This window comes from Enterovibrio paralichthyis, assembly GCF_019209835.1.
Lineage (GTDB): Bacteria > Pseudomonadota > Gammaproteobacteria > Enterobacterales > Vibrionaceae > Enterovibrio > Enterovibrio paralichthyis.
The window spans coordinates 183,333-199,008 of the sequence record NZ_JAHUTS010000003.1 but is presented as its reverse complement, the minus strand read 5'-3'; the positions used below and the strand labels follow the sequence as shown (position 1 = coordinate 199,008).

At 50.3% G+C, this 15,676-nt stretch carries 6 protein-coding genes; all 6 read right to left on the bottom strand.

Going from position 1 to position 15,676, the window contains the following annotated elements; all coding sequences use genetic code 11:
* Window positions 1-64 precede the first annotated feature (64 nt).
* On the bottom strand, window positions 65-430 hold the full coding sequence (locus tag KU854_RS05220; RefSeq protein WP_218357399.1) for a hypothetical protein: 366 nt from the start codon (window positions 428-430) through the stop codon (window positions 65-67).
* A gap of 95 nt (window positions 431-525) precedes the next feature.
* On the bottom strand, window positions 526-1,056 hold the full coding sequence (locus tag KU854_RS05215) for an SMI1/KNR4 family protein (protein WP_255555439.1): 531 nt from the start codon (window positions 1,054-1,056) through the stop codon (window positions 526-528).
* A 118-nt stretch (window positions 1,057-1,174) separates the two neighbouring features.
* The gene (locus tag KU854_RS05210; protein ID WP_218357397.1) at window positions 1,175-1,720 is read right to left on the bottom strand and encodes a hypothetical protein; all 546 of its coding nucleotides are present in this window, start codon (window positions 1,718-1,720) and stop codon (window positions 1,175-1,177) included.
* Between the two features lie 70 nt (window positions 1,721-1,790).
* Window positions 1,791-2,462 carry a hypothetical protein gene (locus tag KU854_RS05205; RefSeq protein WP_218357396.1) on the bottom strand — a complete coding sequence of 224 codons (672 nt, stop codon included), beginning with the start codon at window positions 2,460-2,462 and terminating at the stop codon, window positions 1,791-1,793.
* A 434-nt stretch (window positions 2,463-2,896) separates the two neighbouring features.
* A complete protein-coding gene (locus KU854_RS05200; protein WP_218357395.1) occupies window positions 2,897-3,262 on the bottom strand; it encodes a hypothetical protein in 366 nt (121 codons plus the stop codon).
* Between the two features lie 12 nt (window positions 3,263-3,274).
* Entirely contained in the window at window positions 3,275-15,520 is a 12,246-nt protein-coding gene (locus KU854_RS05195) for a SpvB/TcaC N-terminal domain-containing protein (RefSeq protein WP_218357394.1), read from the bottom strand.
* Window positions 15,521-15,676: the final 156 nt, after the last annotated feature.

Sequence of the window (15,676 nt, the reverse complement as noted above, 5' to 3'; positions counted from 1 at the left end):
CTTAGCAAAGGGAAAAGACACTCTTCTTCTTAGAACGTCTGTCCCTGTTATTTTTTGCAGTCATCTACAAAGTAGGCAGAACACCCAGCATCAAATTAGAATCGGAAACAAAAATAAAAAATCCTACCCCTTCTTTATCTTTAACCTGTAAAACATTCACTTCTTTAACAGTGTCCTTTACTGCCAATGCTTGTTCGAGAATTGTGCGAAATGCATCTAAGTAAGAAATGTCACTGTTTTTCATCACATCTCTTTGAATATGAAACCGAGTCGAGTAAATAGATTCAAACTTATCTATGGGTAATGCAGCTAAACTCTTTAGTTCACTATCCTCTTGATTCAACAGGGTGGTAAGCCTACGGGTGTACTCTCGGTGAACCAATACGGCATCACAAATTTCATCAATCAATACACTTTTATCTACTGTCATTTTGATACTCATCAGTATGCGCTGGGAGAACATGACCATAGAAAATGAATGATAAATATAAGGGGACATACACTTTAAAATCCCTATTATTTTCGTTATTTCTTTTCACTTATTTCCAACTGGCGTAAACGTTTCATTTCTTCTAACTGTGTATCGAAATCACCCCATGTTTCAGGGGCAGCACTCTTTATATACTCATCATTTTCATCTGACGACATTAGCGCATCAATGAAACTGTCAAAGTCCCCGCTCAGGTGTATTTTATTAATATATTCTGCATTAAGAGATTCATGTTCCACAAAGAAAATCGCTCCGTTTCCATCCTTGCTCGCTGATATATCTAAACAAATATAATTTCCGAACGGATCGTCTGCAATTGGTAGTAACTTCAGAGTCTCCACAGAATATCTTTCGCCGACAAATTTTTGGTAACGTTGGCCGTCATCATCACACTCAAATCCAAAAAAATGGTGTATTCGACTCGAATCGCCATTACCTACTACGAAAAATCGTTTTTGGGGAAGTGTCCCATCAAAAGATAGAAGGAAGCGTTTGTAAGAATCGCTCAGCACGCCACCTACTTCCTCCTCTAGCTTTTTCACTTCTTCGTCAGAGTAACTTTTCATCCGGCTCAAATCTTAATCCTTTTCTTTTATTCAGTTTCGTTTACCCTTTTGCTGAACTAGGCTTTCAAATTGATAACATAAGGGGACAGACACTCCTCTTCTTATTAAAAGAATTCTTTTAGACTTGGTTTCCATTCCAATCTGTAGAGGCCGGCTCACCATTAGCTAACAACCAACGCTCTATGTATTTTTTGATTCCAGAGAACTCGGATTTAAGACTTTCTGCAAGTTTCTCCTTTTCACTCTCTAAACTCTTAAAAATCCCACCTGTATTAAGCTGGAACTTTTGTCCTCCTTTAAAAAATCCTTCATTGCTTGTCGAGATACACAACCTAGTTTTTAGGTTTGGTTGGACCAAATAGGCTATGCCATCCATACCATCCAGTTGCCCAACATCATCAATAGCTGGTTCAGGTTTAAAAATATTCAAATAAACCTGAATACGTTTGTCTCCTGAAGCGATATAGATATTGACTATTTCTAAGTAACCAACGTCAGAAACCCGACAAAGCTCATAAGAGCAGCCCCCCATGTTGTCACTTCCATACCAAGCATGGGAAAACGGAGATGGTCTGAAGCCTGCGTCTATGAGGGCAGGAAGACCCGCCCTCTTTAGTATCTCATCTCGAACTAGAACGAGTTCCTTTTCTGAAAGTTTGGTCACTGATCACCTTCTACTGAGGTCCCAATGCGAAGTGTACACCCCCGAAACATTCCAGAATCAGATGAAATAACTATTTCCAACTATTCTCCACCGCATCAAACAAGTCCTTTAACTCCTCAGATGACAGTTTCAAATTCAAGCTAAGATATGCTGATAAAATCATCAACCTTTGCTTGCGTGATTCAACAAATAAATTTGTATCTTCTTCACTGACTCCAGAAGCCAAAAGTCGGTTCAACGTAGACACGATTGGAGGAAAACCTGCTTTTTCATAGCTAATTGGAACTGAACTTTCATTCATCCTCTCAACTGCCTTAAGAAGTTTTTCTCTAGCTTGTTTGGTATTTGAGTATTCAAGTTGGCTATCAAATAAGAAACTAATAAGGCCTTTCTTTTTAAATACCCCTCCAAACTCCAATAAAAGTAACTTTAAAGCTTCCTCTCTTTGGATTTTATTTTTCCAACATGACAGGTTCTCTGGTGATAGTTCTCGACTTATTGCTTTCTCCAATATCTTTTTTAGTTTGGGCGGAAGAGGGATCTTCCGTTCAATACAGATTAGGCCAACTGAGATAATCTCATTGTCTGTAACGCTATCACCATGATCTACCGAAGTACCCCATGACCTTATAAAATTCTCTACAATGTTAGGGAACTCGAAACCTTCATCAGCCCATTTACCCCAGCGATATTCAACATCTTGCATTTCTTCAGTAATTAGTACTTGGAGCTGAGCTTTCATAATTTCCCTAACTATTGTTATTTCTATATCTGCCGCAAGGCGTACTATCGGGTCAGACACTTTTTGAATACGCTACCGCCATTGCTCAAACGCCTTGGCGTTGAACTACTCCTTTGGTTGAAAACCACATCGAACATCGAAGCTGGTAACATTGTCGGTACTGAAACCTCGATTAAGGCTGCCTTGCCTTTTCTTAAGCGTAGAAGAGCATCAGGCGTCCGTTTACCCGATAGCTAATCTACTCATTTATTTATATTTTCTTGTTATCAGGCCATTCCCTGATGCTTGTGCTGCTTGAAACTCAAATGACGCTTCGATTTCTTCGGACAATTTGATGATTGAGCGCAAAACATCCAACGTTTTCTTTTGGTTAGACGTTTAACAAAGAGGATAAAGACACTCTTCTTCTTAGAGTGTCTGTCCCAGTTATTGATTTAGGAATGAGAATACGAACAGAGTCTTCCTCTACCAGGCAATTGTTCTTCCCAATCGCATGCTGCGACGACACTGAACCCTAACTCACTGAGGGAAATCATGATTTTGCTTACTTCTTCAAGATACTCGCCAAGCTCGATATCAATAACACTAACGACTTCTACCGTATACCTATAGGTTAAGAATTCATCACCGCTATATGAAGAGGAAAGCCCTAGATCATTCCGTTTAACATCCAATTCGAGAGAGTTCGTCAAGACGGTATCAATCGATAAGATACCGCCTACGACCTCGCGAACATGTTCTATTAAGTCAGTAAGTTCTATTTTCGCATCAACAAAAATCTTAGTGTAAAACTCTTCCATACTTACGTTCACCTAATTTATTGGTATATATGGTCCATTATCAAAAGCACCACCAATACGAATAATTGAAATATCCACTGGCATTCCTAACTGCTCAGCTAACGTTCTTCGAAGCCCTCGCATTCCAGCTTCACCTGCTTGAATTTTACCAGTTTCCATCGCATGTAGCATTGTCCGCATTTTCGCAGAACCCGCGTTAGGAGATCCGAAACTCTGTGCGAGAAGCTCATTAAATCGTTCAGGAGAGACTCTTATTGCAATATCAATATCCGATGCTGCGGATGCTGTACCTGCTGCTCGACTGCCATGAACCGCAATGTCGTCGCTAAGATTCCCTACCTGCTGCCTGATTGTGCTGGACATAGCATCGTAGGCTTCTTGTGTTAAGCCTTGCGGTAGTTTCAATCCTGAGCGTAAGCCACTCACAACCCCAGAACCACCCTTAATTGCACCAAATGTTACAGCTCCAACGACACCATCAACGATCACATCTTCAGCTGTCGTTTCTTCACCTTCAATGGTCCGGGTGACCGTTCCTCCAACAATGCTGGAACCCACAGCGGCTGTTGCTTGAAGGCCCAAGCTAGCACCACAGGTTGTTCCTGCAATAGCCCCACTAGCAGCACCGCCAGCCGCGCCAGCGGTTACACTACCACCAGCCCACCAGGCAACACCTGCACCTATGATTCCTCCAACAACACCACCCACAAGTGTCCCCACACCTGCACAGTTGCCGTCAGGGTCGCTCAGAACTACCGGGCTGTTGAAGCTGTAAGAGTAAGCATTAATATTTCCGGGATTAAACATTCCGCCATTGGTCAATTCTTCGACGTTTGATCCCAAGTACTCCCCAAGTATCGGATCAGGACTCTGCCACACACTCGTCCTTGGGTCGTAATAACGCGCACCGAAGTAGTACAGCCCTGTCGTCTCATCCAGCTCTTTACCCGTGAAGTAGTATGGCGTTAGCTGGGTATTGCTCTTCTCGTGAACCCAGGTTTCACCGAATGGGAAGTACTCAAGGTGCTCGTACACTTCACCATCGATGTCCGTGATGTAGCTGGAGCTGCCAAGGTGATCGCCATGGTAGTAGAACTGTTTGGCTTCAAAATTGATGGAGCCATTACCGCCACCGCCGGAGCCGCCACCTGAACCACCGCCGTTACCACCCGGATCAAGTCCCGCATCGACCATTGCCTGATAAAGCGCGGCTTCTGCAGCTTCCAGATTGCTTTGGGCGACTTTCAGCGCATTGTGTGCTGCTTTCTTATCGCGGCCATGGGCATCTTTGAACGCTTGCAGTGATTGGTCATAAGCCGCTTGTGCCGCTTCTGCCGCCGCCTGCGCATCCAACACTTCCTGTGGCAGTGCTTCCGTTGTGGTGTCGGTTGTTGTGCCATCCGTTGAGGTGTCTGTAGTGGTCTCCGTGGTGCTCGTTTCTGTCGAGGTAGTGGACGTACTGTCAGTACCCGTTACCAAGGTGGAACTTTCGTTTTCCATCACTCGGGTGTGAATGCGCTGGCTACCGGCGTAGTAGTGCTTGGTGGCCACTTTGCCTGCACGTACCACCAGATACGCATTGATGTAGCGCGTTTCACCCTGACTGGTGGATTTGATCACCCGTTCTCCACCAGCATCATAGATATAGGTGCTGGTGTGGCCATTATCGGTCACGGTGCGGATACGGTTTTCTTCATCCCACACGATGTCACGGCGCGTACCGTTGTCATCGTTTGTCCAGCCTGTCTGGTTACCGTTGGCGTCATAGCTGAAGGTGCGGTTACCAATATTACTGGCGGCATGAGGCTGTGCAGATCCCGCGTAGTCGTATTGCCAGTTGTAGCTGGTACCTTGAAGGTCATTCCATCCTGAGCCATCGAGCGGCAAGCGTTCATGCAGCTGGTTCTTCGCCGTGATGTTATGGATGCTGTCATAGCTCATCGAGAGGCTGTAACGTTCCTGATGACCCTGACGGGATGTCCAGTCACCACTTGCACTGACGAGTTGATAGAGGTTGTCATAACCAAAGGTTTGGCTTGTTTCACCGCCAAACAAATTGCTGTCTACAGGCACTGATGCCACATTCGTCATGCTCAGAACATTGCTCATCGCTCCGTAGACGTAGCTGTTGTCCTGGAAGGTGCGGTTGCTGTTGGTCGCAGTCAACGCATCCAGTCGGCGACGTTCCGCTTCATAGCTGTACGTCATGACGGTGTCATTGCCGAACTGCATGTAGACACGTTGACCAAACTTGTCATACGTCAGCGCTTTGAGCGGCGCGTAGGTGTATTCACCTTTGGTGCTGCTCATGGCGTTCAGGCTACCGCCACTGTCGTACTCGTGGACCAACACCTCGCCATCCGGATACGTCAGCTCACGCAGACGGTTCCAGCTGTCGTATCGGTAGCTAGTCTGGTAGGTCTTCGGCGCGCTGCCCGTCAGCGTGGTGACAGTACGCTTAGTGTTGATGGTTTCCCCCAGTGCACCGTACTTATAGTACTCGGTGCCCGAAGCATCACTCACACGGGACAAACGACCCGCCGTGTTATCGGCAGCTCCCGGCTCACCATAGTAGTAGTTGACGTTGTTGACCGCATTGATGGGATAAGTGATGCCTGCAAGACGCTCAAAGTCGTAGGCGTAGTTAATCGCCATGCCCTGTGCGCTTAGATTGGCTGTGATTTTTTGCACCACATTGCTGGCGTTGTCGTACACGCTTTCGGTCAAACCCATATCAGGGCTGTCGATGTGAGTGCGGCGGCCTGCTAAGTCATAAATCACGCTAGTGACATTGTTAAGATCGTCCGTCACGCTCAGCAATTCGTTCACCGCGCTGTATTGGTAGCTGGTGAGAATGTTGGCGTGTCCACCAATCGGGTTGTGCTGTGCAACCGTCGTGATACGTCCACGCACATCTTTGTAGGTTTCAGACTCGTTGCCGTTGGCATCAATGCTTTGGTGCTCAAACTGCATCACACCGCTGCGGTCACTGCCAAAGCCATAGGCATTGGTCAGGGTGTTGCCATCCGGCAACGTGGTGACCAACACACGGCTCAACACATCATAGGACTTACGGGTTGGGTTAACCGAGTCGTACAGGCTATTGAAGGTGCCAGGTGTACCAACCGCTTCTTCAACCGGATACCACTGTGCAATGTCTCGGCCAAAGGCGTCGAAATGCACGCGGCCGGACGCCACCATCATCGGCGTACCCTGTCCGGTCTGCCCATTGTCGATTTCTATGTCTTTTTTGGTCTGGATAACACGCATCAGACCATCGACGAAGGTCACGGTATCGATGGTGTCAGACTTGCCTTCATCGAAATGCGCAGTGGTCGCATACGGCACTGTGGCATCCGGGAAGTAGGCAAAATCAATGGTCGTTACACCGTTTTCAATCTCATACGGGGCAGCGACGGTCTCGATGCGGCCTTTGGCATCAAGGGTGAAATGGATTTGCTGGGCATTAGTGTCGGTGTTGCTCAGTGCCGCACCAAAGCGATAGTCGTAGGTGCTGGATGAGGTATATCCGAAGCTGTCGCTCACGCTTGCCACATAGGTTTGCACCGCATCGTCCATCACGTAGCTCAGGACATAGCGCTCACCTTTGTAGTTTTCAGGGAGGGTGACAGTTTCAAGGTTACCGTAGATGTCGTAAGTGATATCGGTCGTCAGCGCAGTGGTCGCATCGGCGTAAACCCGCACCTGCTCCACACTGCCCTGCGCATTGATATCGGCTTCACGCTGACGAAGCACATTGCCTGCCGCATCGCGCAGCACAATCGATCTCGGCGCAGACACAATCCAGTCACTGACCATCTCGTGGTAAACCACTGTGGCTGTCCAGTCGTCAGATGTCCCGACATCACCGTGATCGGTTTGCACCACCACGTTGCCGTAGTCATCGTACTGGTAGTCGATGCGGGTTTGTTTCTCAGCAGTGTCAGTCCCTTCATAGAAGAAGGTTTGCGTGGTCACCAGTTGCGGGAAGGCAGACGTAAAGTCGTTCTCTTTGCCTGCCGCATCCAGAACCGCGCCACTGAATATGTCTTCGGTCTGGTAGCTGTTCACGGTCTCGGTGTAGGTGTTACCGCTGCCGTCTTTCATCACGCTGTAGCGTGCCAGCCCTTTTTCGTAGTAGTTGTCGTTGATGTAGTCCGTCGACACATAACGGTAGATAGCATCACCGTTGGTGGTATCCAGTTCCAGCGTGGTGACGTTGGCAAAGCCATAGAAATCACGCTCACGACGGTCGTGATAACCGTTCGAATACACGAAGCGCTGTTTCATGGTATCCGCACCGTCGCCGGCAAAGCCATCGTGGGTAACCACATTGCTCAGCACCCAGCGGTTTTGCGGCATATCGAAGGTGTTACCTTCACGGTGATAATCGACAGTGAAGCTCGCCCCCAACGGACGCTGAACCGATTTCAGCAGGTTGGTGCGGCCAATGGTGCTCTTCTTCACGCGCAGATCGGTTTCTGCGGTGGATTGCATTACGTCTGGGTAGCCGTCGCCGTTAACGTCGTTAAGCGAGTAGTTTTCCTGCGATTCACCATCTGATGCGAACGCGCCCGCATTCATACAGATTTTCATCACAATAAACGGTGGCACCAGAGGGATACAGACAGTGAACGAGCCGTTGATTGACGTGGACTCACTGCTGCTGACCTGAATTTCATTCGCGCCGGTCCAGTTTGTCCAGCCCGCGAAACTGCCGCCTTTGTTGATGCGGACTTGGATGTCTGAACCTGTGAATTTGACCTCATCCAGCAAGCCATCGCCGTTGACGTCGTAAAGCGTGTGCAGTTGGTGGGTTTCATTGGCGTTTTTACTGATACCGACCTTGATACTGGTCGCGCCGATATTGATACCCAAACCGCCGCCCTGGGCTTCACTTTCCCCTTCTTTGACCTGGGCGAATCCCCAGTTTTCGGGGTCAGCAAATGTGTAGCCCAAGTTGATTTGCGCGGTACCGTTGTCGTAAACGCGGTCAGGCAAACCATCGGCGTTAATATCACGCCAACTCACATTGGCATGGTCTTGGGTTTTTCCGCTGGTACCGGAAATGCCTGCGCCCGGCATGGTTGTGTTGGCTTCCACAAACGCTTCTTTGAAGGTCTTGGTGGTTTGGTTGTTTGCCGCGCCACTGCTACCAAAGCTGAAGTTACCGCCGAGTGTGACACCCTTGTTTTCCGACTGGGACGTACTTGGATGACCCAGGCCGTTATTTTTGGTGCCGGATTCCAGCGCACCCAGCATGTCGGTGTACTGCACTTGCGATTGGCCGACGATATCCGGATAGCGGTCGCCGTTCATGTCGCTGAAATCCGTCAGGATACGGATATCCTGATCGGTTTCGCTGTAGCTGCCACTGGCACCAAAACCGCCCAGCGGTACACCGCCGCCAATGGAGTACCCACTAAAGGACACTTCCGTCAGCTTGTTAATTGCGCGGATAGCCTGACTGCCATCAGAGCCTGCTGGAATAGCGGTGGAAGGTGCGTATTCATCTTCACCAAAACGCGAGCTCGACATATTGGTGGCGTTAAGCAACGAAAGTTCGTCGTAGCCGCGCCAGGCATCAACCTGCGCGATAGGCAGCATCATGATGAAAATGCTGTTGGTTGGATCGTAAGCGTTTTCAGCCAGATTGTTCTGGTCAATATTAGTCAGATCTGGCGGCGAATTGAGCGCGTCTGTCAGCGCATCATCCAGCTTAAGCTCAGACTCGATGATTGGCTGCTCTGCGCGGGCACCATTACCGTTGTAAACGAACTGCCCCCAACCACGGTACTCAGGCCCGAAAATGAAGGTGTAGGAGTAGGTGTAAATGCCGGCATTCCACGCCGTGACAACGCCCTGATCTTCAATTTCCACGCCTGCATCCAGTGCGAGCAAATCGGCAATCGCCGGGGTGTCGGTGTGGTATTCGATAAACAGGACATCCCCCATCAGCACATCGAGTGAAATGTCTGCGGGTGCAGCGCTCAAGTTGCCGTTTATCACCTCAAACGTCTGTTTCGCCAGGAGCGTATTCTCTTTTTTCACCGTAAAGGTGACAGTGCCGGATTCTGTGCCCAAAGGTGCAGTGATCATCGGCGTGATCAGCACTGTGCCATCTGCATCGGCAATCCAGCGCTGCGTAACCCGGCTTGTTTCGTTAAAGATGTTGAGTGAAGCGACAGTCTTAAATGCCAGAACGGCAGAGCCATCCTGGATTTGGTCATTGGTGGTGGGGTCGTCAGCGGCGGTGTACGTCGCGACTGGCTGCCAATCAAACGCAGCCCAATCCACGTTGGTATCAGCATCGATTTCAAATCGGTAAGTGTCACCGGCGCTGACATCCAGGGTTAAGCCAATACTCTGCTGCGCCGCAGCCAAACCATAATTGGTCTGCCACACGGCTGTCTCAGTTGTATTGGTACCATCGAAGGTGACCTTAACCACTTTGGCGGTGACATTGTCGCTGGTTTGCGGTTTGGTCAACACGCCACTGATTTGCACTGTGCCATCAATTGGCATGCCCAGCTCACCACCCGCCAGCACGTAATCATCTGCGATCGAAGCGCTGTATACGGGAAGCCCGTTAGCATCGGTTTCTGCTGCTCTATCGGTGTAGGTAATAACCGGTGCCCAGGCAACTTCATCGTAATTACCGTCGAAAATCGACTGGACACGGAAGTAGAGGCGGTCGCCTTTGTTGACGTTCACCGCGTTGACACCCGTCGGTGTTTTCACGCCGTAGTCGTCGGCATCAATCGTGGTCGCCCAAAGCTCTGAAGCTGCGTGCTGAATGGCAACACGCACACCATCGGCCTGGGTATAAGCCTGACGGTCTGCACTGGTATCCTCCACCAGACTGACCGGCGCATTGATGCTAACCACACCGTTATAAGGGGCTTTCCACGTGCGCACCGTATCGTGCAGTGGGTTTTCCGCTTCAAAGTTCGCCAGTTCATTCGGGTCGGTCTCAAACCAACCGTCAGTGACCAGAGTGCCAGATTCATTGATGGGGTTGGGTGTGTTTGCACTCGACAAGACAAAGTGCGGTACCGTGGCGTTTGTGCGCTGGTTATAAAGCACACGGCCATTCGCCACGATATCCGTCAGGCCATCGCCATTCACATCACTGAAGTAAATGTCGTTGACGGTAGTGCCGCCACCACTGGTGATCCCCAGATCGCCACTGAAGCTACACGCTCCGATAACCGCTTGGAATCCAGAGTTCTTATTCTTTCCTCTGTCGTGATAGAAAGCGTCAGCCGACCCGGTAAAGGCCTGGAACGAGGCAAAGCTTTCCCCTTCACCCGGCCCTGACAGGTTTTTCTGGTAACCGATAACGCCGCCGCTGATCAGCACTTTATCTGCAAGGCCATCGCCATCGATGTCCGACATAGCCAGAATGCCATCACTCTCTGATTTACTTGAGCCACGCTGGAAGCCGATGGTCATGGATTTACAGGTGAGGTTCCCGTCGAAAATACCGAAGCTGACACCAAAGTGATTACCGCTGCCGTCTGTCACGGTGCCGCTCAGCGAACTTGCACCATTGCCGGCAAAGGAATCCGCCGCCGCGGTGGCAGCCAAACGCTCAACCGTGGCTTCCGGAGAGAGATCCTGATTCGCAAGCTGGGTATCACTGCTTTGTGCAGACATGGCAGCATTAGCCAGCTGCGCATTCAGTGCATCGATATCCCCCGATGAGGTTTGGGTTGAACCATCTGCTGAAGCGATTGGCAGAGAGGAATCCACATCCGCCACCGGCGTAAAGCCTGAATTCGCCAGCGTGTTGTTTGCTGCCGGTTTCAGTGCCGACGCATCAATCGGCTCGCCCGGCAAGGATTGAGAGCTGTCGTAGAGGAAGTTACCCCACTGACGGTAGAGCTGCTTGTTGGCATCATCACTGTTGATATGCAGACCTGCAGTTGCATCTACGCCTAGCTCCACGACAGAAACATTGGGTGTCCAGGCGCTCACTACTGTTTGGTCAATATCCTGCGGAAGGTGGTATTCAAAGTAGACAGGTTCACCGGCCGTCACATCCAGTGCCACCGTGTTAAAGGCATTACCGGTGGAAAGATCCAGCGTTTCTTTGACCAGCGTCTGGTTACTGCCTTTGGCGGTAAAAGTCACGATTCCGGAAGCAGGCAGACCGGCTGGCAGGTTAGGTTGGAGCGTGACTGTGCCACTTTCATTAGCCACCACACTGCTTTGAACCGCATAACCATACAGCCCCATTTCAGGGTTTAAGGTGTACTCAAAGCGTGGCGTGCCGTCGCTGAGATAGAGCATGTCCGCAGTGATGTCGTCATCATTGGCTGAGACATAATTGACGTTCAGCTCACCCGACAGCCCTGCCCAATCCACGTTGGTGTCACTGCTGATCACCAGACGCAGGTTGTCGTTCGCTGAGACAGTGATATTGCCTACCGCAATGGTGCTGGCCGTCAAACCGTCACCCGCCGCATAGCTTTGCTGCCATACCACAGACTCACTGCCGTCAGCGGCAGTTTTAACCACAGTTGCGGTGAGATTGTCGGACGTTGCTGACTTGGTCAGCGTGCCGCTCACCGCCACTGTACCGCTGAACGGCACTACTAATTGCGTGCTGTTTGACGAGACAAAGTCAGAAGAAGATTGATAAACGTTGAGCCGCAATGCGTTGGCATCCAACTCGTCAGAGGCGCGGTCGGTGTAGCGGACCTTCGGATCCCACATCACCTGATCGTTTGCGCCATCCTCCAGCGAATTAACGCGGAACATCACCAGATCGCCTTCATTGACGGCAACCGAATCAAGCGCGGTTGGGGATTTGGCGGTGTAATCATTCGCCGCGATTTGTGTGGCCCAAAGCTCACTGTTTTGGTGCTGAACCGAGACGCGAACGCCGTCGCTACCGCTGTAATCACCTGAGCCTGCGACCAGTGACACCGGCGCATCCACTTTCACTGTGCCCGTAAAAGGTGCTTTCCAGACACGCACGCTGTCGAGATTAGCAAACGCATTTGCCACATTGCTGCTGTCGGTGAACACAAAGCCGTTTTGCGCATCACCCGAGCCGAGGAAAATATTGTCGAGGTAGACCAGATCGGCAATGCCGTCACCGTTAACGTCAGTCACCGCTAAACGTGCTTTCTGGCCGGCAATCATCTCCGGCGAGGCTTTGCAATCGCCGTTAGTGTTGTAGAAAGCATCCTGAGCCGACACCATCAACTGTGCCGCGCCATAGCTGACCGAATCATCTGAACTGACTGAGGCTGCACGGTAGCTGATGCCATCTGAATCGACGCTGAGTTTATCGATCAGGCCGTCACCATTGATGTCAGCCATCGCCAGCAGGGTGGGCGCGGTATTCACATAACATGCCTGCGTACCATCGGCATTGAGCGTGGTAGGCGATGAGGTGGTGTCGGTGGTAGCCGCATTGGTTTGCTGAACGGTCGTTGATTCAACGGAGCGGGTGCCCAGGCTGTCTGCCATGCTGTAGGCATCACTCATGCTCCACGCTTGTGTGGCGGTAAATGGTTGATAGTTACCATTGGCATCGCGCACATCGTCGTAGTAGCTCAGGGAGTGGGTGTTGAAGAGCTGACCATCGGCGTCAAATTGTTGGATAGACGCCAGCAGGGTTTTATGGAATACACCCTCGGTGTAGTTGAATTCGTAGGAGCGAACAGCCTGCCCCTGGAAGCTGATATCAATCTTGCGGAGCAAATCGGCGGTGACCCGCTTGAAGCCAGTACGCGCATCGATCATCACGTCCTGACGGCGGGATTCATTGAGATCGCGGTCGCGGGTAAAGTCGACCGTATAGGCACCCGACGCGCTGTTGAATCCGGTGTAATTGATGGATTGGATATAAAGCTGCTGACCCTGCACTCCACCTGTGCCATTGCCAATACCGGCATCGAACACTTTTTCGTAGTTGTAGGTAACGGTGTTGCCATAGGTGTCGATGGTTTTCACCAGCGCCCAATCGGAGATATTGCCGTCGGCGGTTGCTAATGTCGCAGCTGGCAACATGCTCACGCCATCACCGCCGAAGAAATGGCGGGTACCGTTCTTGTTGGTCACTTCCCACCAGTAATTGGTCGGGCTGGTACCATGACGGACAATGCGGTTAAAGCTGCCTTCCACACGTGGGTAGAAACGTTTCTCACTGGTTCGGGCAACCGGTGTGGCTCGGTGAGCCACAGGTGCCAGTTGCTCACCGGCAAACAGATACGTTTCGGTTTCTGTCGCACCGTCGTAGCGCGGCACACCCCAGCGGGTATCAAGAGAAACCGTTGGTAGACTGAGGTTCCAGCCCATGCCCATCCAGCCATTACCCGCGGATGAGCTGTAGCTCACCTGCAGTTGTGGCGCCATTCCCTGACGGCCACCTGGCAGTTCGATGGGGTAGCTGGTGCGGGCATCACCCATGGCATTGGCTTTGGGCGCTTGAATCAAGTTGACTGACGCGCCCGGATTGGCCGCTTTCATGTCTTTGAGTTGAGTAGTGCCGAACGCCTGTGTTTCCGGAGAATCCGGAGTTTGAATAACGGCGTTGATCATGTCGGTGAAGTGATCGGTTTTCGAGACGATCACGCCATCTTTGGTCACCACTTCATTGCGCGCCAACTGCACCCAGCGGTTGGTTTCGTCGTCATAGAAAAAGGTGTGAACGTCTTTCTCGGAATAGCCTTCAGGGATTTTGTTTTTGTCGTAGCCGAGCGTGAGTTCGTTTTCCTGATTGAACTTGATGCCATGAGGCAGGAAACGGTAAGCCGCAGCATCACCGCGTGTCACGTTCACCATGCCTTGGTTGAGCGCGGGAATATCTCGCTCATCCAGTGTGAAGACTTCGATATCGCGCTCTGCTGATAACGAGGTTTTCAGCACATTCAGTGACGCATCTTTGACCCCGACAAGGGTGTCGTTTTCAGTGGTCGCAAGGTGTCGGGCATAGCCGCGTTCTGGCAAGGCATTGTCGCCTTGCATCGCTTTCACACCGGCAGCAGTGATCAATACACCTTGATCACTGACGTTCTCTTTTGGCGCGAAAGTGAGTGTTTGACTCAGCGTTTTACCGCTTTCAAGCACCGCCTCAACCTGAACGGAATCACCTTGCACGGGTACCAGCGTTTCAAAGCTGCCATTGACGGTTTGAACGACGTTGTCGCCAATCTGGAAGGTAACCGAATCATTACCCTCGCCTTGCACAAAGCCGCGCAGGTAAGCGTGTCCTTGATAGCGGATATCAGGCTGTGGCTCAAACACATGCAGAGAAGGCTCTGCGCTGTTCGCATCATTCAATTCGAAAGAAAGGCGCAGGTTTTCAACCTGATATTTAAGGTGGGAATCCGAATCTGCAAACGGGGTAAAGCGAATCAGGTTTTTCCCCGCTTTCAGCGCGTCGATATCAACCGGCTCGCTGACCGATGCCAAGCCTGCCTGATCCGCCTGAATCAACAACCCCCCTTGCGAGAACTCATCGTTGACCATACGAATAGTACTGGCCGCGCCCGACAGGCCTTTCACGTCATAACTCAGCGTCGCAGATTTCAGCTGCTCAGGGCGGTAAGGCAGGTAAACATCGAACTGGTTGTCATACTTGGCATCGCGATACTTTCCGGGTGCCGCGCCAAGCAAGGCTTTTTGGTTATCAGACGCCGCGACGTTTTGGGAAAATGCCAGTTCAACAGGTGGATTAATCAAATGGGAGGTCAGAACGGCATTTTGTTCGTTCAGGAAGCGAATTTCGCTGGCAGCTTTCGGGTTAGCATTCAGGGCAATAAGCTGGATGCGCACAGCACCGGTGACCATGCCTTCGTTTACAGGCAAGGTATTCCATTGCCCTTCTGGCAAAGACGCCAGATCAACGCCCGTCAATGCGGGAATTTGCGTCCAAAGGTTATTAATTTTCTGCTCTACGGAAAGTTGGTATCCCGCACTGCCGTAAATCTGGATGGCACTAACCGGAGAAACATTTTCAAAGTAGCGTTCAACAAGGAGGGATGAGGGATTATTGAAACCGGAGGCAACCGATTTATCGAATAGCCGTTCTTGCTGGGGATAGGCCGTTTTAATTGCCCTTTCTAATTCATGATTTTTCAACGATGAAATATCAAAATAATTTGTCGATATTTCATTGGTATTTCCAGATGAAGACAAGAGTGCAATGTTGTGTATTGCCAGCGCACTGTTCGAGAAAATCATGGAACCAATAACAACGGACGTAACAACCGGTGAAACACGGTGAATAGAAAGGTCCATAGCCAACCCATCCCTTTGGTTTATAGGTTTTTAATCTTATGTGGTGCGCAAATGGCACATAAAAAAACAGAACAGAAGCGCAATATACCCAGCAACCTGATGATGCAGGTCGTTTGGGCATACTTATATTCCATCTGTTTCACTACTCGTTATTGC